The organism is Paracoccus alcaliphilus, assembly GCF_028553725.1.
GTDB lineage: Bacteria > Pseudomonadota > Alphaproteobacteria > Rhodobacterales > Rhodobacteraceae > Paracoccus > Paracoccus alcaliphilus.
In genome coordinates this window covers 3,414,537-3,441,155 of the sequence record NZ_CP067124.1, presented here as the reverse complement: position 1 = coordinate 3,441,155, position 26,619 = coordinate 3,414,537, and the positions used below count along the sequence as shown (strand labels likewise).

The 26,619-nt window shown below is 65.3% G+C and carries 26 protein-coding genes and 2 pseudogenes; 9 read left to right on the top strand and 19 right to left on the bottom strand.

Features of this window, described 5'->3' with window-relative positions; genetic code table 11:
• Window positions 1-70: 70 nt before the first annotated feature.
• The 11 genes and pseudogenes from JHW40_RS17810 to rpsF form a co-directional block, all read right to left on the bottom strand.
• Complete coding sequence (locus JHW40_RS17810) at window positions 71-475, bottom strand: tautomerase family protein (protein WP_090614668.1); 405 nt, start codon at window positions 473-475, stop codon at window positions 71-73.
• Window positions 476-488: 13 nt separating this feature from the next.
• A complete protein-coding gene (locus JHW40_RS17805; protein WP_090614672.1) occupies window positions 489-1,673 on the bottom strand; it encodes an acetyl-CoA C-acyltransferase in 1,185 nt (394 codons plus the stop codon).
• A 30-nt stretch (window positions 1,674-1,703) separates the two neighbouring features.
• Complete coding sequence (locus tag JHW40_RS17800) at window positions 1,704-2,192, bottom strand: aldo/keto reductase (protein ID WP_211657364.1); 489 nt, start codon at window positions 2,190-2,192, stop codon at window positions 1,704-1,706.
• Window positions 2,193-2,661: 469 nt separating this feature from the next.
• Window positions 2,662-3,708: a glycosyltransferase 61 family protein gene (locus JHW40_RS17795; protein WP_090614680.1), complete on the bottom strand. Its 1,047-nt coding sequence runs from the start codon at window positions 3,706-3,708 to the stop codon at window positions 2,662-2,664.
• Window positions 3,705-4,763, bottom strand: a complete 1,059-nt coding sequence (locus JHW40_RS17790; RefSeq protein ID WP_139208207.1) for a hypothetical protein — start codon at window positions 4,761-4,763, stop codon at window positions 3,705-3,707. Before JHW40_RS17790 ends, JHW40_RS17795 begins: the two co-directional genes overlap by 4 nt.
• Window positions 4,764-5,366: 603 nt before the next feature.
• Window positions 5,367-5,734, bottom strand: a pseudogene (locus JHW40_RS17785) (IS5/IS1182 family transposase); the annotation flags it as partial.
• A 126-nt stretch (window positions 5,735-5,860) separates the two neighbouring features.
• The gene (locus tag JHW40_RS17780) at window positions 5,861-6,070 is read right to left on the bottom strand and encodes a hypothetical protein (RefSeq protein ID WP_139208208.1); all 210 of its coding nucleotides are present in this window, start codon (window positions 6,068-6,070) and stop codon (window positions 5,861-5,863) included.
• Window positions 6,071-6,112: 42 nt separating this feature from the next.
• Window positions 6,113-7,081 carry a betaine--homocysteine S-methyltransferase gene (gene bmt, locus JHW40_RS17775; RefSeq protein ID WP_090614685.1) on the bottom strand — a complete coding sequence of 323 codons (969 nt, stop codon included), beginning with the start codon at window positions 7,079-7,081 and terminating at the stop codon, window positions 6,113-6,115.
• A gap of 147 nt (window positions 7,082-7,228) precedes the next feature.
• The gene (rplI, locus tag JHW40_RS17770) at window positions 7,229-7,816 is read right to left on the bottom strand and encodes a 50S ribosomal protein L9 (RefSeq protein WP_090614688.1); all 588 of its coding nucleotides are present in this window, start codon (window positions 7,814-7,816) and stop codon (window positions 7,229-7,231) included.
• A 12-nt stretch (window positions 7,817-7,828) separates the two neighbouring features.
• Window positions 7,829-8,056 (bottom strand): 30S ribosomal protein S18, encoded by a 228-nt coding sequence (gene rpsR, locus JHW40_RS17765; RefSeq protein WP_085867363.1) that lies wholly within the window; start codon window positions 8,054-8,056, stop codon window positions 7,829-7,831.
• Between the two features lie 12 nt (window positions 8,057-8,068).
• On the bottom strand, window positions 8,069-8,440 hold the full coding sequence (rpsF, locus tag JHW40_RS17760) for a 30S ribosomal protein S6 (protein WP_090614690.1): 372 nt from the start codon (window positions 8,438-8,440) through the stop codon (window positions 8,069-8,071).
• A 191-nt stretch (window positions 8,441-8,631) separates the two neighbouring features.
• Between rpsF and JHW40_RS17755 the strand changes: the two genes are divergently transcribed.
• Entirely contained in the window at window positions 8,632-9,570 is a 939-nt protein-coding gene (locus JHW40_RS17755; RefSeq protein ID WP_244519283.1) for an MBL fold metallo-hydrolase, read from the top strand.
• A 58-nt stretch (window positions 9,571-9,628) separates the two neighbouring features.
• Here JHW40_RS17755 and JHW40_RS17750 read toward each other — a convergent pair whose 3' ends face one another.
• A complete protein-coding gene (locus JHW40_RS17750; RefSeq protein ID WP_090614696.1) occupies window positions 9,629-10,693 on the bottom strand; it encodes a cytochrome-c peroxidase in 1,065 nt (354 codons plus the stop codon).
• 117 nt (window positions 10,694-10,810) lie between these two features.
• Here JHW40_RS17750 and JHW40_RS17745 point away from each other — a divergent pair.
• The 4 genes and pseudogenes from JHW40_RS17745 to JHW40_RS17730 all read left to right on the top strand — a co-directional run.
• Window positions 10,811-10,897, top strand: a pseudogene (locus tag JHW40_RS17745) (agmatinase); the annotation flags it as partial.
• Window positions 10,898-10,996: 99 nt separating this feature from the next.
• Window positions 10,997-12,049 (top strand): peptide chain release factor 1, encoded by a 1,053-nt coding sequence (gene prfA, locus JHW40_RS17740; RefSeq protein WP_090614698.1) that lies wholly within the window; start codon window positions 10,997-10,999, stop codon window positions 12,047-12,049.
• Complete coding sequence (gene prmC / locus JHW40_RS17735) at window positions 12,049-12,894, top strand: peptide chain release factor N(5)-glutamine methyltransferase (RefSeq protein ID WP_244519284.1); 846 nt, start codon at window positions 12,049-12,051, stop codon at window positions 12,892-12,894. Before prfA ends, prmC begins: the two co-directional genes overlap by 1 nt.
• Window positions 12,895-13,159: 265 nt before the next feature.
• Entirely contained in the window at window positions 13,160-14,038 is an 879-nt protein-coding gene (locus JHW40_RS17730) for a DUF4167 domain-containing protein (RefSeq protein ID WP_244519285.1), read from the top strand.
• Window positions 14,039-14,200: 162 nt separating this feature from the next.
• On the opposite strand, the gene rsmA is transcribed toward JHW40_RS17730, so the two are convergent.
• The 6 genes from rsmA to lptF form a co-directional block, all read right to left on the bottom strand.
• Entirely contained in the window at window positions 14,201-15,061 is an 861-nt protein-coding gene (rsmA, locus tag JHW40_RS17725; protein WP_090614701.1) for a 16S rRNA (adenine(1518)-N(6)/adenine(1519)-N(6))-dimethyltransferase RsmA, read from the bottom strand.
• A gap of 82 nt (window positions 15,062-15,143) precedes the next feature.
• Window positions 15,144-16,130, bottom strand: a complete 987-nt coding sequence (gene pdxA / locus JHW40_RS17720; protein WP_090614704.1) for a 4-hydroxythreonine-4-phosphate dehydrogenase PdxA — start codon at window positions 16,128-16,130, stop codon at window positions 15,144-15,146.
• Window positions 16,127-17,404, bottom strand: coding sequence for a peptidylprolyl isomerase (locus JHW40_RS17715; protein ID WP_090614706.1), 1,278 nt, complete (start codon window positions 17,402-17,404; stop codon window positions 16,127-16,129). The genes pdxA and JHW40_RS17715 overlap by 4 nt, the downstream gene beginning before the upstream one ends.
• A gap of 32 nt (window positions 17,405-17,436) precedes the next feature.
• Window positions 17,437-19,812, bottom strand: a complete 2,376-nt coding sequence (locus tag JHW40_RS17710) for an LPS-assembly protein LptD (RefSeq protein WP_090614709.1) — start codon at window positions 19,810-19,812, stop codon at window positions 17,437-17,439.
• Entirely contained in the window at window positions 19,809-20,918 is a 1,110-nt protein-coding gene (gene lptG, locus JHW40_RS17705) for an LPS export ABC transporter permease LptG (protein WP_090614777.1), read from the bottom strand. Before lptG ends, JHW40_RS17710 begins: the two co-directional genes overlap by 4 nt.
• Window positions 20,915-22,051, bottom strand: coding sequence for an LPS export ABC transporter permease LptF (lptF, locus tag JHW40_RS17700; protein WP_090614712.1), 1,137 nt, complete (start codon window positions 22,049-22,051; stop codon window positions 20,915-20,917). Before lptF ends, lptG begins: the two co-directional genes overlap by 4 nt.
• A 117-nt stretch (window positions 22,052-22,168) precedes the next feature.
• On the opposite strand from lptF, the gene JHW40_RS17695 reads away from it, so the two are divergent.
• From JHW40_RS17695 to JHW40_RS17685, 3 genes are all read left to right on the top strand, one after another.
• Window positions 22,169-23,776, top strand: coding sequence for a leucyl aminopeptidase (locus JHW40_RS17695; protein ID WP_090614715.1), 1,608 nt, complete (start codon window positions 22,169-22,171; stop codon window positions 23,774-23,776).
• Window positions 23,777-23,780: 4 nt separating this feature from the next.
• Window positions 23,781-24,236 (top strand): DNA polymerase III subunit chi, encoded by a 456-nt coding sequence (locus JHW40_RS17690; RefSeq protein WP_090614717.1) that lies wholly within the window; start codon window positions 23,781-23,783, stop codon window positions 24,234-24,236.
• A 131-nt stretch (window positions 24,237-24,367) separates the two neighbouring features.
• Window positions 24,368-25,207 carry a MurR/RpiR family transcriptional regulator gene (locus JHW40_RS17685; protein ID WP_170851890.1) on the top strand — a complete coding sequence of 280 codons (840 nt, stop codon included), beginning with the start codon at window positions 24,368-24,370 and terminating at the stop codon, window positions 25,205-25,207.
• Here JHW40_RS17685 and JHW40_RS17680 read toward each other — a convergent pair.
• The gene (locus JHW40_RS17680; RefSeq protein WP_090614780.1) at window positions 25,204-25,959 is read right to left on the bottom strand and encodes a GNAT family N-acetyltransferase; all 756 of its coding nucleotides are present in this window, start codon (window positions 25,957-25,959) and stop codon (window positions 25,204-25,206) included. The genes JHW40_RS17685 and JHW40_RS17680 overlap by 4 nt on opposite strands.
• 229 nt (window positions 25,960-26,188) lie before the next feature.
• Here JHW40_RS17680 and ndk point away from each other — a divergent pair, with 229 nt between their 5' ends.
• On the top strand, window positions 26,189-26,611 hold the full coding sequence (gene ndk, locus JHW40_RS17675) for a nucleoside-diphosphate kinase (protein WP_090614722.1): 423 nt from the start codon (window positions 26,189-26,191) through the stop codon (window positions 26,609-26,611).
• The last annotated feature ends 8 nt before the right edge of the window (window positions 26,612-26,619 follow it).

Genomic DNA, 26,619 nt, shown 5'->3' with positions numbered 1-26,619 from the left:
CCCTTGGGCGCCGGACGAAGACGGGACGCTCTGCGCCCGGCTCCCTGGCGGATTGCATTGACCAGGAGGCCTACCAGCGAGGCGTCGCGTCCGCCAACTGCAGTTCGCCCCGGCCGAAAGAGAAATTCTCGTTCGGGACGGGAACAAGCGTGACGAACACGTCGTCGGGCGAGACCCCCACCGATTCCACGACCAGGCGGTTGATCGCGGCGACCAGCTTGCGCTTGTCCTCGATCGGACGATGCGCGCCGATCATCACCGTGATGATCATGGCGCTGCCCGGGTCGCGCTGCATGTCGAAAAACGTCGGGTGGATGAAGAGTTCATCCGCACCGTGCTCGCTCAGGATCACGAAGCGGTCGCCCTCCGGGATTCCCAGCCCCTGCACGAGGGACTGGTTGAGGGCATCGGCCAGCGCGCGCTTCTCGTCAGACGAGAAGCGGCCCGCGGGAATATGCGCGTTGAAGACGGGCATGGCGTGACCTCCTTCAGATGCGCTCGAAGGCAAGCGCGATGCCTTGGCCGCCACCGATGCAAAGTGTCACGATGCCCTTCGACAGGCCGTCGCGGCGCAGCGAGTGCAGCAAGCGGGTGGTCAGGACCGCGCCGGTCGCTCCGATCGGGTGGCCATGCGCGACCGCGCCGCCATCGACATTGACGATGTCTTCCGGAATGCCGAGTTCCTTGATGATCGCCAGCGGCACGGCGGCGAAGGCTTCATTGATCTCGAAACGCTCGACATCGCCGAGTTTCCATCCCGCCTTGTCGAGCGCGCGGTTGACGGCGGGCACGGGACCGAGGCCGAAGAGCCCCGGCTCGACCGCGCCGACACCGTATCCGGCGAGGCGCGCGAAAGGCTCGATCCCGGCTTTCTCGGCAAAGCCGCGATCGGCCACGATCGCGGCGGCCGCGCCGGCATTCAGCCCGGGGGCATTGCCTGCGGTGATCGTGCCGTCTCTGCGGAAGGCGGGCTTCAGGCGGGCTAGCGTCTCGATGGTGGTGTCGGGGCGCGGCGCCTCGTCGGTCGCGAAGGACTCGGGCCCCTTGCGGCCCCTGATCTCGACCGGGGTGATTTCCGCCTCGAAGTGTCCCGCATCCCGGGCGGCGGCAAAACGCTGCTGCGAGCGCGCGGCGAAGGCGTCCTGGGCCTCGCGGGTGATCTGGAGTTGCGTCACCAGATCCTCGGTGTGCCAGCCGGAATGCTCGCCCGAGAAGGCGTCGTTCAGCCCATCGGTCAGCATGCTGTCAAGGATCTGGCCCGGCCCCATGCGATAGCCCCAGCGGCCGCCCTCGACGAGGTAGGGCGCGCGGTCCATGTTCTCCATCCCGCCCGCGACGGCGGCATTGCTGTCGCCCGCGCCGATCTCCAGCGCGGCCGAGAGGATCGCCTGTGCGCCCGAGCCGCAGACGCGGTTGACGGTGAGCGCCGGAACGCAAACCGGCACGCCGCCGCCGATGGCGGCCTGGCGTCCCGGGTTCATCCGGTTTCCGGCCTGCACGACATTGCCGAGAACGACGGTGCCGATCTGATCGGCATCGAGGCCCCCGCGCCGCAGGGTCTCCCGGACGACGGCGGCGCCGAGTTCAGTGGCTGGCACGCCCTTCAGTGCGCCGTTATAGCCTCCGATTGCAGTGCGAACCGGGGCCGCGATGACGATTTCCCATGTGGACATGACAGAACCTTTCCGGAGTGTGTGGCTGTTTCAGGCGATGATCTTGCCGGGCAGCGGACTCTTGCCCCAGGCGATCGGTGTTCTGGGCGGAGCCTTGTCCACCAGCGCGCTGACTTCATCGAGGCGCACGATCTGATCGGCGGAAAGCTCCAGTGTAAGCACGCCGATATTGCTCTCGAACTGCGAAAGGGACCGCGGGCCGATCAAGGGGACGGCACCATGTGTGCCGGCCCAGGCGATCGCCACCCGGTCCGGGCTGGTCTCAAGTTCCGCGGCGATGGCGAGAACCGTGTCGATGATGCGCGAGCGCTGTTCCGAGTTCTCGGGCTGGAACACCCGCCCGCCGAATCCTTCGGCCCGGCCGGCTTCGCCCTTGCGATACTTGGCGGTCAACACGCCGCCCCCAAGTGGTGACCATGTGACGATGCCAAGGCCAAGCGCCTTTGCCGCCGGGAACAGATCGGCTTCGGGTTCGCGGTGCACGAGGCTGTGCTCGAACTGGGCCGCCGCGATGGGCACGGCCCGGGTCAGTTCACCGAAGTTCCCGGCACCAAGCTCTCCGCCGCAATCCGCGCCCGCTCCGCCTTCGTGCGTCGCTGACGCCCGGTCGGCCCCTCCATCACTTCCAGCCGCGAAACCCCACCATCCGAGAGGCCGTCCAAATGGCCGCCCATCTTGCCGTCTCGTTCCAAGCCAACACCTCCGACGTTCATGCGCACGGAGATTGGCCCGTTCAGAGCACCAGCGGCAGGAGGGGATCAGCGGCGCGCTTACCTTTGGGCAAGGGACGGAAACCCTGCTGACCGATGTGCACTAGGCGGAACGCGCCCGCCAGAACGCCGCGGAGGCCGGGCCGGACATGGCAGACCGCAAGGCACGCGCTCAGGATCGGGGGCAGGACAGCGGATCGGATTGGGGCTGACCTGCTCGCAAGCAAACCAAAAGGCGCAAGACGCGGCGGTGGCGCCGCTGATCAGCGCGCTGGTGGCTACGCGGGAATGAGGTCGAGAGTTCGCTCGAGGTCATCAAGATCGACATCGTATCCACTGCCAGCGCGGCGGCAAACTAAGAAACCATACCCCATCCCAACACAATCGCAATAATTCTTGTGAACATCTACGAATCGATCATCCGGGATCAGCGTCACCAAGACAGCTTGCTCTGGTGCCATATAGTAGATGTGGGTGATGTGGCTACCATCAAGACTGACGATAGTCGACGCATGTTGCAGCGCAGTGTGGATCTCGGCCAATTCAAGATTATGCACGTCTACCGTATGAAATCCCCGCTGCTCCAGCCGGCGCATCACCGCCTCTTCGTTATTCAGAAGCCGCCGGTCTCCGGTCTCTCCACGGCGAAGGTAAATGCGGCTCGCACCGCCGCGCGGGGGCGGAACGACGGCGAGCCGGCGGCGTAGTTCTCGATACCGTGCCCGCTTCGAACTGCCCTGTGCCAGGTCTTCGAATACGCTCAGGCGGCGCACTCGGAACGGCCCTTGGGCTTGCTTGATGCCAAACGCTGCAGCGTAGGCCATCGCGTGCGGCCAAGTAGGCCTTACGTCGATAATCGGTAATTGGCCGTCATCCGCCAGCAGCGACGTCGGACAGGCGTCCGTCAGCCAGTGGCCAAAACGTTCGCGCGAAACGGCGTCCATGCAATAGGCGGCACGCTCGATCTCGGGATACCGGAGGGGCCTCATATCCAAGAGGCGCGGGCGGCTCGTATACAGCCGAGCACCCCAGAGGTCCACTCCACCGGGGTGGACGAAAGCATCGCGGATGACATACTCTACCACCTCGCCATGCGTGACTGTCGTACTTTCGAGGTAAGTGCGCGACCGGGCGAGATCTCCGCCCTTAATGACCTTCGTGGCCCGCTCGAGCTGACCGGGCAGGAAAATAGCGGGCGGCACGCGCTCCGTCTGCGCGGGCTGCAGCACACGTCGCTCGATGGCGCGCGCCTCGAGGGTACCGAGAAGACCGACCTTCCTGAGCACGACGTTGACGAAGGGGCGTGCGCGGTCGAGCGCCCTCATGAACCGATCTCGGCATGCATCGCGCTACGGCCTTGTCCATACGCGCTCCAGAACGCCTGCCAACGTTGCCGAGCTGCGCTGCTGAGCCAAGCATGGGCGTCGAGTCGTTCACCACGGAACCGACCAAAATCAGTCGTGACCTTTGCTGGGAGGTGCTCCATTGCCTCGAGAACATCAAGTGTCACGTGCGCCCATTCGTTGTTGCGTTCGCCAACGGCGCACAGTGATGCGATATAGGCGAAGCGATAGTCGCCGTCGCAGCGCCGAACAAGCTGCAATAGCCGCGCTCGCGCCCGCGCCAGCGTCGGCGGCATCCCGATCGGCGGCGGTGCATCGAGATGGCGAATGAACGTATCTTTATCGAATTCAGGAAAAAGAGCGCCTAACTGGGCATGCGCGAACCGACGTTGATGGCCCCAATAGTGCCAAATCACGTCGTCGCAGGCTGCGAGTTCCCCGCGCTGCTCAAGCGCCGCGGTGAAGGCAAATTGCTCAATGTTGAAGATCGGCTCTATTGCATGAAGCGCACTCATCAACCCGAGCGCAGCGGGTACAGCGGCCTTATCACTCTCGTGCAGGGCCACCACACCAGAATTCATCATGCGGGACTTCGACGAGACATCGCACCCTTCCACCGGCCCATCCAGTTGGTCGAGTAAGTCGCGCCAACAGGCATGATCGCCCAAGACACCATCTTCCGCCTGCATGAGCGAACGCCCGGGGCCCACCCGGCGAAACAAGTCACGAGGATTGCTGGTGAACACGGTGTCGGTATCAAGCAAGGCCACCGAGCCTCCGTATCGCTCCAAGCCGAGGCCGAGCGCATACGCCTTTGCCGCATATTTGTATTGGGTGATCCAAGAATTCAACTCTGCATCGGAGACGACCAAATGCTCGACGGGCAGATCTGGACGGCGATTGGCCGGATTACAGGCAAGGGCAATACGAATTTCTTGCGAGCGCAGAAAATGGGCCGTCGAGAGCACGCTATAGGTCAACTCCAGTTGGAACTCGCGCTTATTCCCAAAAACAAGATAGAGTATGGTGTCCGTCACCGCGCGTATACCTCTGACAATCCTATCATAAAGCACTGCGTATCGATAGAAATCCTGCTTATAATGCGCATGAGTGTAAGTGCACCATCCTACCTAAAAATTCTCTTTGGAAATCGTGTGCTTGCGCAAAGGCAATACCAGTCTCAGCGGCACGGAGAAGGGCTTTGCGGTCCCGGTTCCGTCTCGCAATTGCTTCAGCAAGAACCGCTGTTTCCCTAGAGGGGCAACAAGCCCGCAGCCCGCCTTAGCGCTCATCCCTTCCCACATAAGATTTCGATAAGCCACCATTTCCAGTCCGCAACTCAACGCCTTTAAGCAGGTACATGAGGTATCAGACCGCCTGTGGCAAGACAAAAATATATCGGCCTTCGTTCGACTAATAGGCACAAGTTCCGCTTTGAAATCAACCGGAGCATGTAGCCTTACTGCGCCATTGAATTCCGCCAACCCATCTTTAATCTCTTTTTCCAGACTGCCAGTGCCATAGGTCATGATCGACGCGACATATCTGAAAGCACACCGCACGGCCTCGAGCCTGCAGGTTAAAACTCGCCGCTGAACAAGGCGGTTTTGCTGCGCTGAGCCCCGGAGGGATCGGTTTGTTCGCTCAACGATGGCGCGGATGAAGCGGATGACGACGGCCCAAAGCGCCCTGATATGGGCCAGGATCTTGCGGATATTGTGGCCACAGGCACAGAGAACGGCGAAGACCGCGTCGCCAATGCGACCCTTCAGCGGGCATCTGGCAAGACGTCCGTCGCTCTTCATGTGACCGATTTCGGGTTCGATGGCGCTGCGTCGTTTCAGGAGCTTGGCCAGTAACGGCGTGATGCCGCGCCGCATGCCGCTGATCAGGATCTTGGTGGTGCCCACGCCATGGCGCGGACGACGGCGAGATCGGGCACCTGGTCGGTCAGGATCGCGACCTGCTCCAGTGCAGGTGCCGGGGTGTGCCCTCCGGGCCATCCTCGACGGACGCCCCAGATCCCGCATCGACGACCTCATGCCCTGGTGCTACGACCAAGCGTCAAGCCGCGCTGCATAGGACCTCGTCGTCGCGCTTACGGAGATCGACCAGGGGCTTTCAGTTCAGGGCCTCATTCCCGCTCGAAGAACTCCCGGTCGATCTGCGCCGCGAGCTTCACCAGTTCATGGCGCGGATCGATCATCTCCACCAGCTTGGGACGCAGAAGGTCATCCTGTTCGGGGGATGGGAATGGGGCTTGATCGACAATCCGAAATCGCAGGAGTTCTGGGAGCAGATGACGAAATACTGCAAGAAAAATTGAACAAAACCAAGAGGTCATTCCACAATATCAAACCGTTCCAGGTTGTACAGAACAGACGCCCTAGTCTTCCTGATCCAGCGCGGTGTCGAAACGGTGCAGCCGTTCGGCGATGGCGTCGGGGGTGGGGCGTGGTCCGCGTGGGCGGGTTTCCAGTGCCTGCCGCATGGCGCGCAGATGTTCGGGCGAGGTGCCGCAGCAGCCGCCGATGATGCGCACGCCAAGATCGCGGGCGATCACCGCATATTCCGCCATCAACTCGGGCGTGCCATCGTAATGGATATGGCCATGCTCGACATGCGGGATGCCGGCGTTGCCCTTGGCGATCAGCGGGTGCTCCGATCCGGCGGCCAGAAAGGCGGCGACGCTGCGCATCAGATCGGTGACGCCGACGCCGCAATTCGCGCCGTAAGCCAGCGGCGGGTTCATCAGCCGCTCGGCCTGCGCGGCGAACTGGGCGGGGGTGACGCCCATCATGCTGCGGCCTGCGGCCTCGAAACTCATCGAGGCGCACCACGGCATGCCGGTCAGCAGCGCGGCCTCGGCCACGGCGCGCAATTCCTCCAGAGAGCTGAAGGTTTCCACCCACAGCACATCAGCGCCGCCCGATTTCAGCGCCTGCGCCTGTTCGTGAAACATCTCGACCGCGCGATCATGTTCCAGATTGCCCATTGGCGACATGATCTCGCCCGTGGGGCCCATGCTGCCTGCGACGATGACCTGCCGTCCGGCGCTGTCGGCGATGTCGCGGGCGATCTGGGCGCCGCGGCGGTTCAGCTCGGTCACGCGATCCGCCGCGCCGTGCAGGCGCAGGCGGCTGGCATTGCCGCCGAAGGTGTTGGTCAGAAACAGGTCCGACCCGGCATCGACCGCCGCCTGATAGAGGCCGCGCACGCGGTCCGGCGCCTCGGCGTTCCAGAATTCGGGCGGACGGGCGGGCGTCAGTCCCATGTTGAACAGATTCGTCGCCGTCGCGCCATCGGCCAATATCCAGTCACGTTCCTGCAAGAGGCGGCTGAGAAGGTTGGTCATGTCTTGTCACCTGCGCCCATTGGGCGGCCTTAACGAATACGCGCGTTCCGCGATCTCAACGCCCCGGAACCCGGTTCGTATCCATCATCGCAAAAAGAAGCCGCGCCGAACGGGTCGGCGCGGCTGAAGTCCAGGGTCTCGACCGGATCAGTTCTGGTCGCTGCCCTCGTCTTCGGATGCTGCGCCGCCCATATCGTCGAACAGCTCGGCAATCTCGAATTCGGCTTCGGCATCGGCTTCGGCCGCCAGTTCCTGGATCGACTTGCCCTGCGCTTGCAGTTCGGCCTCTTCGACGGAACGGGCGATGTTCAGGGTGATGGTCGCTTCGACCTCGGGGTGCAGCACGACGACGACATCGTGCAGACCCAGATCCTTGATCGGCGCGCCCAGCACGACCTGTTTGCGGTCGAGCGTAAAGCCGGCTTCGGTCGCGGCATCGGCGGCGTCACGGGTCGTGACTGAACCGTAAAGCGCACCGGCGTCGGATGCCGAGCGGATGACGACGAAGGTTTCGCCGTCCAACTTGTCGGCGATCTTCTGCGCTTCGGCCTTGGTTTCCGCGTTATTGGCTTCCAGTTGAACCTTCTGGGCTTCGAAAGCCTTGATATTGGCTTCCGAGGCGCGAAGGGCCTTGCCTTGCGGCAGCAGGAAGTTACGGGCGTAACCTTCCTTGACCTTCACGACTTCGCCCATCTGGCCCAGCTTGGCCACGCGTTCCAGCAGGATGACTTGCATGATCAGGTCTCCTTACTTCACGGCATAGGGCAGCAGGGCCAGGAAGCGGGCGCGTTTGATGGCACGGGCCAGTTCACGCTGCTTCTTGGCCGAGACTGCGGTGATACGCGAGGGCACGATCTTGCCGCGTTCGCTGATATAGCGTTGCAGCAGGCGCGTGTCCTTGTAATCGATTTTCGGCGCATTCTCGCCCGAGAACGGGCAGACCTTGCGACGGCGGAAGAACGGTTTGTTCGCCATGGATCAGTCTCCTCAGTTCCGCTCGCGGCGTTCGCGGCGGTCGCCACGATCACCACGGTCGTCACGTTTCTGCATCTGCACCGAGGGGCCTTCCTCGTGCTCGTCCACGCGGATGGTCATCACGCGCATCACGTCGTCATGCAGACGGGCCAGACGCTCCATCTCCTGCACGGCGTCCGCGGGGGCGTCCGAACGCAGGAAGGCATAGTGGCCCTTGCGGTTCTTGTTGATCTTGTAGGCGAGGGTGCGGACACCCCAGTATTCGCTGCCGACCACTTTGCCGCCGTTATCGGCCAGCACGGTCGAGAAATGTTCGATCAGCCCTTCGGCCTGCGTGTTCGACAGGTCCTGGCGGGAGATCAGCACATGCTCGTAAAGAGGCATGGCATCCCTTTCATGTTCAGGCGCGCTTCATAGGCGGGTCAATCCTTGCCGCATCCCGCCACGAGAGGTCGCGCCGATTGCGAAATCGGCGGAAGGATGCGGTCTTATAGCCCCGCAAGCCGGGGACGCAAGGTGATTCGGTGCCGCATCCGTCACCACCGGTTGCGCGGGGGCCCGGTTATGATGTTTCAATGGGACAGACAACAGCAAGGTGGATCATGCAGGTCAGGCAAAGCCCTTCGCAAGGCGCCGGTTCCCCCGATGTGACCGGCTTTTACGACGAGGCGACCGGCAGTTGCCAATATCTCGTGTCCTGCCCGTTGACGAAAGAAGCGGCGCTGATCGACGTGGTGCAGGAATTCGATCCGCGCAGCGCCTCTTGCCGCCATGACGCGGCCCGGTGGGCGCTGGCCGAGATCAAACGTCGCGGGCTGGTGCTGGCCTGGATACTGGACACCCACCCCCATGCCGATCACCTGATGGCCTCGGCCTGGCTGAAGCAGCAGACCGGCGCACCCAATGCCATAGGCGAAGGCGTGACCAGAATCGCCGCGCTGTGGGAAGAGATCTATCACATGCCCGGCGCTTTCGATGCGTCGCGCCATTTCGACCGGCTGTTTGCCGAGGGCGACCGTTTCGCGCTGGGTCAGTTGGAGGGCAGGGTGATGCTGTCGCCGGGGCATACACCGGGTTCCGTTACCTATGTCATCGGCGATGCGGCCTTTGTGCATGACACCTTCATGCAGCCCGATGCCGGTACCTCGCGCGCGGATTTCCCGGGCGGTAGTTCGGCGCAGCTTTATGACAGTCTGATGGCGATACTGGCGCTGCCGGATGAAACCCGGCTGTTCGTGGGCCATGATTACGGCACCCGGGACCGTCAGCAGCCCGAATGGGAATCCACCGTCGCCCGCCAGCGGGCCGATAATATCCATATCGGCGGCGGCACTTCACGTGCGGAATATATCGCGCTGCGCGACCGGCGCGACGCGACATTGGCGCTGCCCGACCGGATGCTTTACGCGTTGCAGGTCAATCTGCGGGCCGGGCGGTTGCCCGCCGCCGAATCCGACGGGCGGCGCTATTTCAAGATCCCGGCGGATTACTTCGCCCCGCCGCGCGGGGACTGACGCCCCTGCGCGCCCCCGCGGTGGAAGTCCGGCCTGTGGGTGACGGGCCGGACAGTCATCATTGGGCATACATCGGCTGCGGCTGCGGCGTGGCGCTGGTGCGCACCGGCAGCACCGGATGGGTGACTTCCGGCTGTTTGCCGGTCAGCGTGCCAAGGAAGGCCACGATTTCGTCAATCTGCGCCTCGGCCAGTTCGGTGCCCAGCTGCGAGGTGGACATGATCGCGACCGCCTCGGACAGATCCCAGACCACGCCCGAGTGGAAATAGGGCGCCGTCAGCGCGATATTGCGCAACGGCGAGGCGCGGAACACATATTCGTCGTCCACCGTCTGCGTCACCTCGAACCGACCACGGTCGCCTTCGGGCAGGACCGAGCCGCCCGGCCTCTCGACCAGACCGAAGGGGAAATAATCCTGTCCGCCGACGTTGATCCCGGCATGGCAGGACACGCAGCCGGTATTGATAAAGGCCGCGAGCCCGCGCTTTTCCTGATCGGTCATGGCATCGTCATCGCCGTTCAGGAACAGGTCGAAGGGACTGTCGGGGGTAATCAGCGTGGCCTCATATGCCTCGATGGCGACGGCGAAATTGTCGAAGCTGACCGGATCGTCCTGACCGGGGAAGGCGGCTTCGAACGCCTCGACATAGCCGGGCATGGATTGCAGCGTCTCGACCAGGTTCTCGGGGGTGTTGTTCATCTCGACCGAGGCCTGAAGCGGCCCCTTGGCCTGTTCGGCCAGATCGCCCGCCCGACCATCCCAGAACTGGGCGATGTTGAAGATGGCGTTGTACATGGTGGGCGAGTTGCGCGGCCCCTGCTGCCAGCCATGCCCGATCGAGACCTCCAGCCCGTCGGTGCCGCCGATCCCGACATTGTGGCAGGACTGGCAGGAGAACAGCCCCGAGCGCGACATGCGCGGATCGAAAAACAGCATCGCGCCCAGATCGACCCGTTCCGGCGTCAGCTCGTTGCCTTCGGGGGCGACGGGTTCCTGCGGGATCGGTTCGAAATAGAACCGGGCATCTTCGCGCAATGTGGCGCTGTCTATGACCTCGTCCTGCGCGAATGCGGGCAGGGCGGTGATCGCCAGTGCGATCACCGAGGAAACAGTTGGCTTCATGGCTTACTCCTGTCTGCGACGCGCGTTCCGAAGGGAGGTTAGTCCGTTACCGCCGCCCCGTCCCTGATATGGATCAATCCGCATGACCTTGCGGGTTGGGATGGTCGATGTCTCGCCCCCTATGACGCCAATGGGGCGACCGCGATTGCCGGGGCGCATGTGGCGATGGAGCTGATCGCGCTTTATGGCTGGAACCGGCGGTGATGGGGCTGTGATCGCCGTGTTATGGATATTTATGCACCAGAGATGAGGCAGAGGCGCTTGGTTCTTGCCGTGCGGGGGCTGCGGCGGTAATTCCGGGTCATGTTGCCTGAAGACCGTCTTGATCAGATCACCCGCCGCTTCGAGTTTCTCGAGGCGCAGTTGAATGCCGGGGCAGCGCCCGATCAGATCGCCAGGATCAGCCGCGAATATGCCGGGCTGAAGCCGGTGGTCGAGGAGATCGGGCAATGGCGCGCGGTGCGTGACGGCATTGCCGAGGCTCAGGCGATGCTGGCGGATCCCGAGATGCGCGAGCTGGCCGAGGATGAGTTGGCCCGGCTGCATCGCGAATTGCCCGCGCTGGAGCAGCGGTTGCGGATCGCGCTGTTGCCGAAGGATGCCGCCGATGCGCGCCCGGCCATCGTCGAGATCCGGCCCGGCACCGGAGGCGAGGAGGCGGCGCTGTTCGCCGCCGATCTGCTGGCGATGTATCGTCGTCATGCCGAAGCGCAGGGCTGGAACTTCCAGCTGTTGGAACTGGCCGAAACCGAGCTGGGCGGCGTGAAGGAGGCCATGGCCCGGATCGAGGGCGAGGGGGTCTTTGCCCGGCTGAAATACGAATCGGGCGTTCACCGCGTTCAGCGGGTGCCAGAGACCGAATCGGGCGGCCGGATCCATACGTCGGCTGCGACCGTGGCGGTGCTGCCCGAAGCCGAAGATGTCGATATCGACATTCCGTCCGGCGATATCCGCATCGATACCATGCGCGCCAGCGGGGCGGGCGGGCAGCATGTGAACACCACCGATTCGGCCGTGCGGATCACGCATCTGCCCACCGGCATCGTCGTGACCAGTTCCGAGAAGTCGCAGCATCAGAACCGTGCCAATGCGATGGCCGTTCTGCGGGCGCGGCTTTACGATATGGAGCGCAGCCGGGCCGATGCCGAACGCGCCGCCGACCGCCGTTCGCAGGTGGGGTCGGGCGACCGGTCCGAGCGAATCCGTACCTATAATTTTCCGCAGGGGCGGATGACCGATCACCGCATCAATCTGACGCTTTATGCGCTGGACCGGATCATGGCGGGCGATCTGTCCGAGATCATCGATGCGCTGACCACCCATGACCAGGCCGCGCAACTGGCAGCCGAAACCTGATGCCGACCGGGATGGAATTGTGTCTGGCGGCGCAGGACCGGCTGGAGGCGGCGGGCGTGGATGATGCCAGTCGCGATGCCTCGGCGCTGTTTCTGCATGTGTTGCATCAGGTTCTGGGGCCGCAGGTCAAGCGCCATCATCTGGCGGCGCATTTGCAGGAACCCGCCTGTCCCGAGTTGATCGCCGCCTTTGATGCCGCGATTGATGCGCGCGCGCGGCGTCAGCCGGTCAGCCAGATCACCGGGCGCCGCGCCTTCTGGGACCATGACTTCATCGTTACGCCCGACACGCTGGACCCCCGGCCCGAGACCGAGGCATTGATCGGGGCCGCGCTGGACCTGCCGTGGGATTCGGTTCTGGATCTGGGGACGGGGACCGGGGCAATCCTGGTCTCGCTTCTGGCGGCGCGGGTGGGCGCGCGTGGTCTGGGCTGCGATATTTCGCCCGCCGCGCTTGATGTGGCGCGGCGCAATGCCCATCTGATCGGGGTAAGCGCAACATTCCGGCAATCGGACTGGTTTTCCGCCATCGGCGAGCGCTTCGATCTGATCGTGTCCAACCCGCCCTATATCGCGCTGGCCGAGATGGGCGATCTGGCCCCCGAGGTCCGCGAGTGGGAGCCGCATCTGGCCCTGACCGACGGCGCCGACGGGCTGAGCGCCTATCGCCACATCGCCGCCGGGGTCGCGGATCATCTGACGCCGGACGGGCATGTTTTGGTCGAGATCGGCCATCGGCAGGGTCGCGACGTGCAGGCGATATTCCGCGCAGCAGGTGCGGGAACCCGCCTGATCGCCGATCTGGATGGGCGCGATCGTGTGGTTCTGGCGCGGTTCGACGACTGAAACGGATGTTTTCTTGCAGGATCGCGTGATTTTTTGCAGTTTTCCCTTGTCATGTGCCTCTGCGCGTGATTATTCAGCCGCGTGCCGGGGCCGTTGGGCCTCCGCGCAGTCAGCCTGACACAGCAGATGCCGAACGGGTGCGAAATGCGCCTTGCAAGGTTCAAGCCGGGCTGAACGGTAAGTCGCGGTGATGCCGCCATTGCCGCCTTCGCCGTCCAGACCTTCCTGGAACCCAGACAATTCTGGAACATATACAGACAGACTGATGAGATCATCGAAATCCCGTTCGCGCAACAAGTCGAACCGCCAGCGTACGCTGGGAAATATCGTTAACCGCGTCTTTGACAGCTCGGGTCCCGAGGGCAAGGTGCGTGGAACGCCACAGCAGATCATCGACAAGTATCTGGCGCTGGCCCGCGATGCGCAATTGTCCAATGACCGCGTGGCCGAGCAGAGCTTTCTGCAGCATGCCGAGCATTACACAAGGATGCTGGGCGAGGCGCAGCGCGAGATGGCCGAGCGTCAGGCGCAGCAGAATCAGCATCAGCGTCAGCATGGCGATGAGGGCGGCAATGACAGCCGCGAGAATGGCCAGCGCGAGAATGGGCAGCGCGAGAGTGGACCGCGCGAAAACGGCCAGCGTGACCATGCTGCCCGCGATGGCGGTTCCGGCGAAAACAGTCGGCGCGAGAATGATGGCCGCGACCGCTCCGCGCGCGAGAATGCCCCCCGCGAAACCGCTTCGCGTGAGGCGCAGGAACAGCTTGATCTGAGTGTGGCGGATCAACCGTCCCAGGAAGCCGCTGCGGAAACGCCGCTGCCGAAAGTGGAGACTGCGCCCGCTGCCGAGCCTGCCGACACACCCGAGGCCAAGCCCTCGCCGCGTCCGCGCCGGGAAAGCCCCCGCCGCCGTACCAGCGCCGCCTTGCCCGATGCCGTCGAGGCTACCGGTCTTGCCGACGAGCCCAGCAAGGAGCCCGAGCGGGTCGAGACCCCCGAGACCAGCGAAAAGCCCGCCCGCAGCCGGACGCCCCGCGCCCGTACGCCGCGCAGCACTTCGACCACCACCACGCGCAGCCGCCGCAAACCGGCCGCCGAGGGCGAGCCCGCCGGAAACGGCACGACCGGCGGGGCTGCCGAATAGGCGTCGCCCAGGTTCCAAACGACCAGATAACAAGGCCCGCCATGATCCGGCGGGCCTTTGTCATCTCAAAGGGTGCGGATATGCGCGGGGGCTTTGCCCCCAGCCTCGCCAACCCCTCGACGGGGTTGGCGAGGCTTGCCCCCTCTGCCGGGGCGCAGGCTGTCAGCGTGATGCGCCGGGGCCTGCCTGTTTCAGGGCTGTGGCGAGGGCGCAGAACTGTTGCAGGCCGATCTCTTCCGCGCGCGCGGTGGGGGCGATGCCCACCGATTCGAGCAGCGGCTCGATGTCGGGATGCAGGCCGCGCAGGCTGGCGCGCAGCATCTTGCGGCGCTGGTTGAAGGCGGCGGCGGTGACGCGCGACAGGACCGCCGGATCTGCGGGATGGCGCGGCTGGGGCAGGGCCGTCAGGTGGACCACGGCGGAATGGACCTTGGGGGCGGGCACGAAGGCTTCGGGTGGCAGCATCATGGCGATCCTTGCCTCGCAGCGCCATTGGGCGAGAAGCGCCAGTCGGCCATAGGCTTTGGAGCCGGGCCGGGCCGTGATCCGTTCGGCGACCTCTTTCTGGAACATCAGTGTCAGCGAATCCCAGAAGGGCGGCCATTCCGGCGGTGTCAGCCAGCGGATCAGCAATTCGGTGCCGATATTATAGGGCAGATTCGCGGCGATGCGGATTGGCGGGGTCAGATGCGGCAGCGGATCGATCTTCAGCGCGTCGCCCTGCATGACCGTCAGCCGGTTCGGATATGCCGCGGCGATCTCGGCCAGAGCGGGCAGGGCGCGGCTGTCCTTTTCGATGGCGAGGACGTGGCGCGCGCCTTCGGCCAGCAGGCCCCGGGTCAGGCCGCCGGGGCCGGGGCCGATTTCCAGCACGTCGCATTGTGTCAGGTCGCCCGCCTGTCGCGCGATCTTGGCGGTCAGGTTCAGGTCCAGCAGGAAATTCTGGCCAAGCTGCTTTTTCGCCCGCAGCTCGTGGCGGGAGATGACGTCGCGCAGCGGGGGCAGGTTGTCGATCGTGCTCATCGGGGCAAGGCCGGGGAGTGCACGAGCCGGCGTCGCGCGAGGCGGCAAGCTTTCGCCGGGATATTTTTACACCAAAGATGGGTCATTCGCGGTTTGCTGCCATGTCGCGGGCCGTGCGCAGGGCGGCGATGGTCGAGGTGGGATCGGCGCGACCCAGGCCTGCGATATCGAAGGCGGTGCCGTGGTCGGGCGAGGTGCGGATGAAGGGCAGGCCGAGGGTCACATTCACACCGCCCGCGAAATCCAGCGTCTTGATCGGGATCAGGGCCTGATCGTGATAGGTGCAGATGGCGGCGTCGTAACCTGTGCGGGCCGGGGCGTGGAACATGGTGTCGGCGGGCAGGGGGCCGGTCAGCGTGATGCCCTCGGCGCGCAGGCGTTCGGCCAACGGGCGGATCATGTCCTGTTCCTGCCTGCCCATCGTGCCGCCTTCGCCCGCATGCGGGTTCAGCCCGGCCAGCGCGATTCGCGGGGCGGGGATGCCGAAATCGCGGATCATCGCGGCATGGGTGATGCGGATCACCTGTTCCAGCAGTTCGGGCGTCAGCGCGGCGGGGACGTCCTCGAGCGGGATATGAATGGTGGCGGGCACCACCCGGCAGGGCGGGTCGATGGTGGTCGAGGCCAGCATCATCGCCACCGGCACATCGCCCGCCAGATGCGCCAGATATTCGGTATGGCCGGGGAAGGCAAAGCCCGCGCCCTCTTTCAGCGCCTGCTTGTTGATCGGCAGGGTGGTGATGGCGGCGGCCTGTCCCTGCATCACCAGATCGGTGGCGCGGGCGATGACCTCGATCACCGCGGCGGCATTGGCCGGGTCGGGCTGGCCGGGGCGGGCGGGGCCAGGAAAATCGTGGCGCAGCACCGGCAGATGGCCTGCGGGAACCGGATCGGCGGGGTTCGAAATCTCGGTGAAAGCGGTGTTTGCGGGCAGGTGGCGCGGATCGCCCAGCCAGAGGAAATCGACCCCGCCGGCCAGTGCCAGCGGGGCGAGTTCGGGGCCGATGCCCGCAGGTTCGCCGCAGGTCAGGATGATGCGGGGCGTCGCAGGCTGGCGGGCCGGGCTCATGGGCGGCGGATGACCGCATCGGCGCGCAACTCGGCCAGATAGGCGTCGGCGGCGGCATTGGCCTTGCGGTTGAACAACTCGCTGCGCACCGATTCGCGGTCGGGCAGGCCGTCGGGGCTGGGTACCGCGGCCTCGACCCCGTCGGGGGCTTCGGCAGTAACCGCGATATCGTCATCACCCGAACCCGAGGCCAGCAGCGCGGGCTGGCGCGAGCACAGCATCACCAGATCGGCGGCGTTGCCGTAATTGACGACCGATGCCTCATCGGGGTCCATCGAGGCCAGTTGCGTGGCGATCAGCGTCGGGATCTGGTTCTGCGACAGGGTCTGGCGCTGGATCTGGGCAGAGGCCTCGGGGCTGACCTGCAGATAGAGGTCGTTGCAATAGCGCAGCCGGGCGGCAAGTGCGGCGGCCTCGGAGGCTGAACCCATGCGCAGCGTCATGTAGTCCAGCACCTGTTCGCGCGCGCCCGGGCGCAGCGTGCCCGCCTGATCGCGCATGTGGAACAGCACCACCGCGCCCGGCACCGTCAGCGGCTGGCTGGTCTGGCCGGGGGCCATCGACAGGATCACCGGGCGCAACGTCGGCGGCAGGTTGTCCAGATTGACCCATTCGAGCCGTCCGCCTGCCTCGGCCGAAGGAGCGGCGGAATATTGCTGCGCGGCTGATGCGAATTGCGCGCTGGACGGGTTCGAGCGCGCGATGCCCGTGGCGATCTCCATCGCCTGACCTTCCTGGCCTTCGGGCGCGGGGATGATCAGTTCCGACAACAGAACGCGGGTGATGATCGGGGTTTCGATCCGGCGCTTCAGTTCCTGATCGATCTCGGCATCGCTGACATCGACCATGGGCAGCACCGTCTGGCCCACCACGCCGCGCCAGACGATCCCGGCCGAGACGAAATCGCGAAACACCTGCCGTTCGATCCCGCTTTGGGCCAGAGCCTGGGTGAATTCATCCGCGCTCATGCCCGCGCGGCTGGCGAATTCCTCCAGCCCCCGCTGCACGCTTTCGTCCGATGCCTCGATTCCCCGCAACCGGGCGGCGTAAAGGCGCAGCCGGTCGTTGATCAACTCCTCTTCGGCCTCGGCCGCGGTGGTGTTGGGCGCGCCCAGCAGCCGCATGAATCGCACCCGCTGGTCGATCTCATAGCGGGTGACGGCGCCGTCATTGACATAGACCACCGGCTGAAACAGGTTCTGCGCCCAGCCCGCAGCCGGGGCCCCGAGGCCGATCGTCGCCGCCAAGGCGATGCTGGAAAGGAAATGCCGCATCTGCTGCCCCCAATTCGTTCTTTCGCGCCAGACTAACGCAAGCAACTGCGACGCGCCACTGTGCCCGGACCGACTTTCTGCGCCCCGAAGCCGCCCAGACGCACCGACAGATCGAAGCTGGTTTCCGGCGTGACCGTATCGGTGCGGGTGAAACGGCGGCTCAGCCCCATCTCGAGTGCCAGACATTCGTTGCGATAGGTCACATCCAGCGAAGCCCGCTGCGCCCGTTCGGCCGAGAAATCATAGCGTGTTTCCGCCGATCCCCACCAGCCATCCGCGATCTGCCAGCCGATATTCGCCGTCACCTCGTTGATATCGCTGGTGCGGCCCTCGTCCTGATCGCCGTCGATCCACAGATGCCCGGCGGACAGTTGCAGATCCTCGCGCAGCCAGCCGACCCGCAATTCGTTGCGCGAAAATTCCAGCGAATCGTTGAACAGCGAGCGGTTGACCAGCGCCAGCCCCTTGCCGCTGTCGTAATTGGCCGCCACCAGCCAGTCGGATTTGCGCCCGGCCAGAGGTGATCCATCGGGAAAGTTTTCCTCGTGATGGCTGCGAAAGACCCGGCCGGCGGTCATGCCAAGCGACCACCCGGCGGGGTCGATCCGGGTCCAGCTGATGCCCAGATTCGCGCGCAGCCCGGTTTCGCGCGCATCCCAGCCGGGAAAGCGGTTGTCCGAAAACAGGTTGCCCTCGTCGAATTCGATCAGGCGGCTGTCCTCGTTGGGGATGTCGTCGTCCTGACCGCGTGGCGACCACAGGATCTGCGCGACCGGTTCGACCAGATGGGTGGCGCCCGCGCTGTGACCGATCAGCGGCCAGCGCAGTTCGACCCCGATCATCGGGTCGATGCGGGTGACCAGATCGTCAAAGTCATTGTCCTGCGCGATGCGATAGATATCCGCGTCCAGCCCCATCAGTGCCGCGCCCAGCACGCCGCCCGGCAGGATCTCGGACCGGCGCCAGTCCAGCCCGAAAGACCCCCGCGCCATGTCGCGACCATTTGGACCGTTGTCGTCCGAGGGGCGGCGATGCGCGTGGACCGACCATTCCATCAGCGCCTCTCCGCCGATCAGGTTGGGGGTGAAGCGGCGCAGCCACAGCACATCGGCCACCTGCGCCGGAGAGGTGGCGTTATCTTCGTCATCGCGCAGCGAGTGGTAATTGCCGACCCGCCCGAACACCATCTTGTCGCGGCGCACGCGGGTCAGGGTCAGCCCGCTCCACAGCCGGTCGGCATCGGCGACGCCGTAATCCAGCAGATAGCCGCGATCGCTGGCCGTCTGCACCTGCACCCCCAGCGTATAGCCACGCGGCAGCTCGAACATGGCATTGCCGAACAGATAGCCGCGGGTTTCGCCGGGATTGATGTCGTCGCGGGTGACTGCGCCGCTCCAGACCATCGCGCCGGTCTGGAAGGCGTGGCGATAGCGCAGTTCCAGCGTGCGGGTGCGGCTGGCCGACAGATAGGGTGTGATCGTCAGATCGGCGTGATCGCCAAGCGTCTGGAAATAGGGAAGCTTGATGCCGAAGCCCAGTTTCGAGGTGGTGCGGAACTGCGGTTGCAGAAAGCCCGACATTCGCTCGACCGTGGGATCGGGGGCGGTGACGGTAAAGGGCAGCCCGCCCAGAGGCACGCCGAAGGCGCGCAGTTGCGGATGCGACAGGTGGATCATGCGCTGCTCGGCATCGTGAAGGATGGATCTGGCGCGGATTTCCCACAGGGGCGTCGGGTCCGAGGCGCAGATCTGGCAGGACGAGGCCACGACCTGCCGCAATTCGGTGAAACGGCCGCCCTGACTGCGCTCGGCCACACGCGCGGCAAGTTGCAGTTCGCGGGCCAGCACCAGCCGGGCGCCGCGAATGATGCCGTCCTGCAATTCGCCGTCCAACTGGGCGGAATCGGCGATCAGGATCGCCTCGGAATCGGCATCGGTCGCGTCGGGTCGCGTCAGGTGGATCGGACCCTCGATTGTCAGTGCCCGCGTTTCGCCATCGACCACGATCCGCGAGGCCACCAGCCGCGTGCCCTGATGCCAGACCACCACCCCGCCCGACGCGATCAGCGTGCGGTCGCCCTGAAGCGTCACGCTGTCGGCCAGAACAGTGGCGGCGCTGCCTTCCCCGGATGGGGTGCCGGGCAGGGTCACGTTGCGGCTGGGCTCGGCCGTTTCCAGATCGAAGGCGGTCGGCGTGCGGTCGCCATAGGTCATGTGCCCCAGACGGTTGGCGGTCGGGGCCAGCGCCGGCTCGGCATCGTCCCTGAACAGCAACGACTGGGCGCTGCCCGAGATCTCATCCATCACCTGCTGCGCAAAGGCGGGCAGGGTCGGCGGCAGCAAGGCCGCCGCCGTCAGCCCCGCCAGCGCGGTGGCGCGTCTCAGCCGGTTCAGCGCAAGGCCCGTCATCCGTCCTCCCGTTGCAGGATCAGCCCAAGGGCCAGCAGCAGCCCGACCAGCGGCGGACCCCATGCCGCCATCATCGGGGTCACCTGTCCGTTATCGCCCAGAACCTGCGCCAGATTGCGCAGAAAGAACAGTCCGATCCCGGAACCGAAGGCCATCAGCACCGCGCCGCCGGTGCTGGTGCCGCGTACATGCCGCATGGTAAAGGCCGCCGCGATCACCACCATCGCCGCCATCAGCAGCGGGCGGGCCAGCTCCATCTGGAACCAGACCTTGTGGCGCGCGGCGGAAAAGCCCGCCCGTTCCATCCCGCCGATGAAGGTGGGCAATTGCCAGACCGGGATTGCCTCGGGGCGGCCAAAGCCCTCGCGGATGCGCTGCGCGGTCAGGTCCGAGGCCAGCGTCAGCGTTGCGCTGCTGCGGGCCGAGGCGCCGGGATTGGGCTGATCCAGCGGATAATCGGTCACGCCGGTCAGTTGCCATTCACCGGGCTTCAGCCGGGCCTCGCGCGCCTCGATCCGCCGGACCGGGCCGCTTTCATTGTCGAACAGGGTGAAGGTGGCGCCGTAAAGCGTGGTGCCTTCCGGGCTGGCGCGGGCGGCGCGGATCACGATCTGGCCCGATTCCTGCCCGCGTTCCAGCACCGCCTGCCGCATCCAGACCGCGCTGTCGCCGATCGAGACGGTCTGACGGCCATTGCTTTCGATGGCGGCGACGGCCTCGTCATAGCGCTGGCCGGTCACGGCGACCAGCGGGTTCAGCAGCCCCACGGCCAGCATCCCCACCAGCGCGGCGGTGACGGCGGGCGCGGCGATCACTCGCAGCGCCGACCGCCCCGAGGCCCGGATCGCCACCATTTCCGAACTGCGCGCCAGCCCCAGGAACAGCGCGATCCCGCCCAGAACCGTCATCAGCGGCAGGATCGAATAGAAGCTGCCGGCGATGTTCAGCCCGGCCAGCCCCGCCGCACCCGACAGGCCGATATCGCGGTCTGAAAAGCGGCGGATCATCTCGATCATGTCGATCAGCAGCAGGACCAGCAGGAATACCCCGGCGATCAGGCCGAAACTGCGCAGAAAACGGCGGGCGACATAGCGCGCAAGGATCATGTCCGCACCCCGCCAGCCGCAGATCCCGGCAATCGTCGCGGCCGCGCCGCCAGCCACAGCAGCAGGACGCAAAGCGCCCCCCCGAAGGCTGCAGGCAGATACAGCAGCGGCCACATCGCCGGATCGCGCCCGGCGGCATTGGCGGCGGCATTGGTCAAAAACTGCACCGCGATCAGCCCGAGGATGGCCCAGAACACCTGCCGCCAGACGCCAAAGCGCGAATACCCCCCGATCAGCAGCGTCGCAAAGCCGATCATGGCGGCGATGGGCGCCAGCAGCGGTTGGGCCAGCCGTTCATGCGCCTCGCGCCGGGCATCGGGGGGCGTGCGGCCGGTGGCCTCCAGCAGTTCGGCATCGGGGGTCAGCAGCCGCCAGGTCGAATAATCGCGCAGATCGCGCCCGCGCCGGTCGCTGGACGAGATCATCTCGCCGATGTCATAGCTGAATTCGGAAAAGCGGGTGACCGCAAGATTCTGACGCCCGCCCTGATAACGCAGGGTCTGCGCCATGCCCTGCAACAGCACCAGCACCGGCCCGGTATCGGTGCGCACCACCAGCGCCTCTTCCGAGGTATAAGTGATCTGGTTGTCGGGGTTGCGCGCGTCCTCGATGAACAGGTCCAGCAGGCGGCCATCGGTGGCGATGTCGCGGATGAACAGCGTGATGCCGTCGGTCGGATACTGGAAGGAACCGGGGCGCAGGAACTGCGCGGTGACGTTCTCGGCGATCTCGGTCTGACGCTCGGCCAGTCTTTCACGGGCCAGCGGCACCAGCCCGTGCACCAGAATCGTCACCATGATCCCGACCGACAGGCCAAAGACCAGAATCGGCCGCGCCAGCCGCCACGGCGACAGACCCGCCGCCTGCATCGCCACCATCTCGGATTCGCCTGCCAGCCGGTTGGTGCCATAGGCCGTCGCCGCGAAGGCCGCGACCGGCAGGACCACCGAAATCACCAGCGGCAGCGTCAGCATGGTGAATTCCAGCACCACCAGCGCCGTCTGCCCATCGTTCAGCAGATCGTCGAACAGGCTGACTGCGCGGTTGATCCAATAGACCGACACCAGCACCAGCGCGAAAAAGCCAAACAGCGTCAGCATCTGGCCGAGGATATAGCGGTCGATCCGGGGCATTGCGGGGACAGGGGCCTTTGCGCAAGGGGTGGTCTGCCCTGATTAGCGACAAGGGCGGCTCTGGAAAAGGGTCCGCGACATGGCTAGGCTTCGCGCCAGCATTGTAAGGAGCTTCGGATGACCCAGCCTGTCGAGATCACCTTCGTCGAAACCGCCACCGATAAACTGGCCGGGCATGAAGGGCGGGTCGCGCTGATATTGGGGCCGGGTGGACGTCTGCCCGCCGGTCTGCCCCGCCCCGCACGAGAGGCCGCGCTGAGGGCGCTGGCCTCGAAACAGGGCAAGGCGATGAAGCCGGGCGGCGTGCTGGAACTGGCCTTTCCCGCCGCGATGAAGGCCGAGGCGCTGCAACTGATCTGGCTGCCGCCTTCCTCGACCGCGCAGGATGCGCGCCGCGCCGGTGCCGCCATCGGCGCACGTCTGGGCAAGGTGCATACGCTGGTTCTGGCGGGCGGGCACCGGCGGGCGCAGGATGTCGCGCTGGGGCTGGCGCTGCGGGGCTATGATTTTTCGGCCTATCAGACCGGGGCGGGGGAATCGGATGATCCGGCACCCGACACCGCCACCGACACCCCGGCCGAGCCGCCGCAGGCCGTGTCGCGTCAGGGCGCGGCTGACGATGCCCGGCTGACGGATGCGCAGACCGGAGCGGATGCGGCAGGCGATGCTTCTCTGCGCGTGGGGGAAAGCGCCCGCGTGACCTTCATGGTCCGCGATCCCGAGGCGCAGGCCAAGCTGGCCACCCATGCCGCCGCCGTGGCCGAAGGGGTGTTCTTTACCCGCGATCTGATCAATGAACCGGCCAACGTCCTGACCACCAGCGATTTCGCCGACCGGCTGAAGGCGATGGAGGAAATCGGCCTGACCGTCGAGGTTCTGGACGAGGACGAGCTGCAAAAACTGGGGATGCGCGCGCTGCTGGCCGTGGGGCAGGGCAGCGAAACGCCGTCGAAGGTGGTGGTCATGCGCTGGAACGGCGGCGGCGACGAGGCACCGCTGGCGCTGGTCGGCAAGGGCGTGGTGTTCGACACCGGCGGCATCTCGATCAAGCCCGCCGCCGGCATGGAAGAGATGACGATGGACATGGGCGGTGCCGGTGTCGTGGCGGGCGTCATGCGCACGCTGGCCCTGCGCCGGGCCAAGGCGAACGTGGTCGGGCTGGTCGGTCTGGTCGAGAACATGCCCGACGGGCGCGCGCAACGTCCCGGCGATATCGTGAAGTCGATGAAGGGCGACACGATCGAAGTCATCAATACCGATGCCGAGGGCCGGCTGGTTCTGGCCGATGTGCTTTGGTATGCGCAGACCCGCTTTCAGCCTGCGGCGGTGATCGACCTTGCGACGCTGACCGGGGCGGTCATCATCGCGCTGGGGCATGACAATGCCGGGGTGTTTTGCAACGATGATGCGCTGGCGGGCCAGATCCTGTCCGCCGCCAGGGCCGAGGGCGAGGGCGCATGGCGTCTGCCGCTGGCCCCGGCCTATGACAAGCTGATCAAGTCGCGGCTGGCCGATATGAAAAATACCGGTGGGCGCCCGGCGGGCTCGATCACGGCGGCGCAGTTCCTGCAACGCTTTGTCCGCAAGGGGCAGCCATGGGCGCATATCGACATCGCCGGGGTGGCGCTGCCGCCCTCGGCCACGGATCTGGCGCCGAAGGGGGCGACCGGCTGGGGCGTGATGACGCTGGACCGTCTGGTGCGCGACCGTTTCGAGGCGAAGTGACCTGATGGGCAATGCGCTGTTCTATCATCTGACCCGCTCGCCCGCAGAGGCGCTGCTGCCAGTGCTGATCGGCAAGGCGCTGGCGGCGGGCTGGCGGGTGGAGCTGCGCAGCGCCGCGCCGGATCGCGCCGAATATCTGGATCAGCATCTGTGGCAGGGCGATGGTTTCCTGCCGCATGGGCTGGCTGGCGGGCCGCATGATGCCCGCCAGCCGGTGCTGCTGACCATCGCCGGCCGGCATGGCGCGGCGGCCAACAAGGCGGGCTGTCTGATGGCCGTGGACGGGGCCGAAATCGCCCCCGAGGAATGCCAGATCCTGCAACGCAGCTGCATCATTTTCGACGGTGGTGATTCGTCGGCGGTCCAGCGCGCACGCGGGCAATGGCGGTCGCTGACCTCGGCAGGGGTTCAGGCCGAATACTGGTCCGAGGAAACGGGCCGCTGGCAGCGCAAAGCCTGACCCTATCCGATTGATTGAACGAAGAAAAACATTGATCGCCAATAGGTTGCATTAAATCATCTGGTAACACGCGACGGCAATCGGCACTATCTTGCTCATAACGTAACGAGTTCATGTTTTTGGGGGCAGGAATGGACGGCGGCCCGCCGCTGAGCGCTGATCAGTTCAATGACAGGCTGAGGCAAATTCACGATTCCCTGCCGCGCCGCTTGCGGCAATGCGCCGATTACGCCGCCCGGCATCAGGCGCGGCTGGCGCAGGCGACGGTGGCCGATTTCGCTCGTGGCGCGGGGGTGCCGGCCTCGGCCGTGGTGCGGTTTTCGCAGGTCATGGGGTTTTCGGGCTATGCCCAGCTGCGGCAACTGTTCCGCAGCCCCTTCGAGATGCCGCGCACCGATTATACCCAGCGTCTGGCCGAGCTGCGCAGCCGCGGACAGGGGCAGTCGGTGCAATTGCTGGCCGATTTCATTGGCGCGGCGCGGGAATCACTGGATCGCATGGCCGACAGCATCATGCCCGATCGTTTCGAGGCTGCCGTACAACTGCTTGCCGATGCCGATCTGGTCCATACCATCGGCTTTGGCCGCTGTTTTCCGATTGCCGCACAGGTTGCGCATGGCTGGGACCGGATGGAAGTGCCGCAGGTGCTGCATGGCGCGGCAGGCGATCTGCCCGGATTGCAGGCGATCCGGGCCGGCGATGCGCTGCTGCTGATCGCGACCTCTCCGATCAGCGACGAATTGCGGCGTTTCGTCACCTCACTGCCGCGTTCCGATGCAAGGCTGGTCGCGGTCTGCGATCCGGGGGTGGAAATGCACCTGCGTCACCGCGCGATCTGTCTGGTGCTGGCCGAGGCCGAGGCGGCGGGCTTTCGCACCCTGGCCTCGATGATGACGTTGACACTGGCGCTGGCGGCAGCGGTGGCGGCGTTGCGCGTCCCGACGGGATCGGATCTGACGGCGGTGGGCTAGACCGCATCGGCGCGCAGCAGGCGCTTGCGCGAATCGGGGATGGCGCGGATCTCTACCCCGGTAAAGACATGCATCGTCTGCAACGCCGGATCGACCACGGCGTGATCGCTGACCCAGCCACCCATCGCCAGATAGCTGCGCAGCAGCGGCGGCATCGCGGCCATGGCGCGGCGCGGATCGGGCTGCCTGCGGGCCAGCGCCCGGGCAAAGCGGAACACATTTGGCGCCTTGACCCGTGGCCACCAGCGGCGCGGTGCCAGATGCCGTTCGCGCAACATGGCGAAGGCTTCGGCATGTTCCTCGGGCCGGGTGCCGATGAAGCTGGAGCAGCCGAACAGCATCTCGATCCCGTTGTCATCGACAAAGCGGGTCATGGCGGCCCATGCGATGCGCAGGATGCCCGGATCGCGCCATTCGGGATGGATGCAGAACCGCCCCATCTCGACCATCGGGGCGTTGAAGCCTTCGAGGCTGCGAAGGTTGTAGAATTGCGCCGAATAGCTGCGCCCGATCTCGTGCCCGCCCGACAGCGGCAGAAAGCGGAAGGTGCAGACCAGCTGACCGCTGTCGCGATCCTCGACCAGCATGTGCTGGCAACTGTCGTCCATATCGTCGCGGTCAAGATCGTCGCGGGTGGCTGCATCGCCATTGCGGGCGACGAAGCACAGCCAGCGCAGCGCCTGCGCGGCGCGGATATCGGCCGCGGACTGGGCCAGACGGCCCCGATAGCGGCCTTTGACAATCGGTTGCATAAAGACGGCACCCCGCATCAATCCGGCGCAACATAGCGCAGAGTTATGTCGAAATCACGAAATCACAGAGTCTGAAAACACAGCAGATCAAATTTGCCCGCCCGACATGCAGACGGCCCGCTCCAAGGCATTGCCGCAGCTTGCCCGGCGCGGTCAAGCCTGTTAACCGGGCGGCGCAGTTTCAATCGGCGGTATTCTCCGCCACATGAGCAACAAGGTAAGGCCCCCAATGGCTATCGAACGCACTCTCTCGATCATCAAACCCGACGCCACCCGTCGCAACCTGACCGGCAAGATCAATGCCAAGTTTGAGGATGCCGGCCTGCGCATCGTCGCGCAGAAGCGCATCAAGCTGTCGCCCGAGCAGGCCGGCAAGTTCTATGAAGTCCACAAGGAACGCCCCTTCTATGGCGAGCTGGTCGAGTTCATGGCCTCTGAACCCGTCGTCGTGCAGGTGCTGGAAGGCGAAGGCGCGATTGCAAAGAACCGCGACGTGATGGGCGCGACCAACCCTGCCGATGCGGCCGAGGGCACCATCCGCAAGGAGTTCGCGCTGTCGGTCGGCGAAAACTCGGTCCACGGCTCGGACGCGCCGGAAACCGCCGCGCAGGAAATCGCCTTCTTCTTCTCGGGCCTTGAACTGGTCGGCTGAGCCCTTTC

Bases quoted from the DNA above. Each gene is read 5' to 3' on its own strand.
- prmC (WP_244519284.1), top strand. From the start codon at position 12,049: ATGCCGACCGGGATGGAATTGTGTCTGGCGGCGCAGGACCGGCTGGAG.
- prfA (WP_090614698.1), top strand. From the start codon at position 10,997: ATGTTGCCTGAAGACCGTCTTGATCAGATCACCCGCCGCTTCGAGTTT.
- JHW40_RS17680 (WP_090614780.1), bottom strand. From the start codon at position 25,959: ATGCAACCGATTGTCAAAGGCCGCTATCGGGGCCGTCTGGCCCAGTCC.
- bmt (WP_090614685.1), bottom strand. From the start codon at position 7,081: ATGACCAACCTTCTCAGCCGCCTCTTGCAGGAACGTGACTGGATATTG.
- ndk (WP_090614722.1), top strand. From the start codon at position 26,189: ATGGCTATCGAACGCACTCTCTCGATCATCAAACCCGACGCCACCCGT.
- JHW40_RS17715 (WP_090614706.1), bottom strand. From the start codon at position 17,404: ATGCGGCATTTCCTTTCCAGCATCGCCTTGGCGGCGACGATCGGCCTC.
- JHW40_RS17810 (WP_090614668.1), bottom strand. From the start codon at position 475: ATGCCCGTCTTCAACGCGCATATTCCCGCGGGCCGCTTCTCGTCTGAC.
- JHW40_RS17685 (WP_170851890.1), top strand. From the start codon at position 24,368: ATGGACGGCGGCCCGCCGCTGAGCGCTGATCAGTTCAATGACAGGCTG.
- pdxA (WP_090614704.1), bottom strand. From the start codon at position 16,130: ATGAGCCCGGCCCGCCAGCCTGCGACGCCCCGCATCATCCTGACCTGC.
- JHW40_RS17805 (WP_090614672.1), bottom strand. From the start codon at position 1,673: ATGTCCACATGGGAAATCGTCATCGCGGCCCCGGTTCGCACTGCAATC.
- lptF (WP_090614712.1), bottom strand. From the start codon at position 22,051: ATGCCCCGGATCGACCGCTATATCCTCGGCCAGATGCTGACGCTGTTT.
- JHW40_RS17795 (WP_090614680.1), bottom strand. From the start codon at position 3,708: ATGAGGGCGCTCGACCGCGCACGCCCCTTCGTCAACGTCGTGCTCAGG.
- rpsR (WP_085867363.1), bottom strand. From the start codon at position 8,056: ATGGCGAACAAACCGTTCTTCCGCCGTCGCAAGGTCTGCCCGTTCTCG.
- JHW40_RS17690 (WP_090614717.1), top strand. From the start codon at position 23,781: ATGGGCAATGCGCTGTTCTATCATCTGACCCGCTCGCCCGCAGAGGCG.
- rplI (WP_090614688.1), bottom strand. From the start codon at position 7,816: ATGCAAGTCATCCTGCTGGAACGCGTGGCCAAGCTGGGCCAGATGGGC.
- JHW40_RS17755 (WP_244519283.1), top strand. From the start codon at position 8,632: ATGGGACAGACAACAGCAAGGTGGATCATGCAGGTCAGGCAAAGCCCT.
- JHW40_RS17695 (WP_090614715.1), top strand. From the start codon at position 22,169: ATGACCCAGCCTGTCGAGATCACCTTCGTCGAAACCGCCACCGATAAA.
- JHW40_RS17780 (WP_139208208.1), bottom strand. From the start codon at position 6,070: ATGACCTCTTGGTTTTGTTCAATTTTTCTTGCAGTATTTCGTCATCTG.
- JHW40_RS17730 (WP_244519285.1), top strand. From the start codon at position 13,160: ATGAGATCATCGAAATCCCGTTCGCGCAACAAGTCGAACCGCCAGCGT.
- JHW40_RS17710 (WP_090614709.1), bottom strand. From the start codon at position 19,812: ATGACGGGCCTTGCGCTGAACCGGCTGAGACGCGCCACCGCGCTGGCG.
- rsmA (WP_090614701.1), bottom strand. From the start codon at position 15,061: ATGAGCACGATCGACAACCTGCCCCCGCTGCGCGACGTCATCTCCCGC.
- JHW40_RS17750 (WP_090614696.1), bottom strand. From the start codon at position 10,693: ATGAAGCCAACTGTTTCCTCGGTGATCGCACTGGCGATCACCGCCCTG.
- rpsF (WP_090614690.1), bottom strand. From the start codon at position 8,440: ATGCCTCTTTACGAGCATGTGCTGATCTCCCGCCAGGACCTGTCGAAC.
- lptG (WP_090614777.1), bottom strand. From the start codon at position 20,918: ATGATCCTTGCGCGCTATGTCGCCCGCCGTTTTCTGCGCAGTTTCGGC.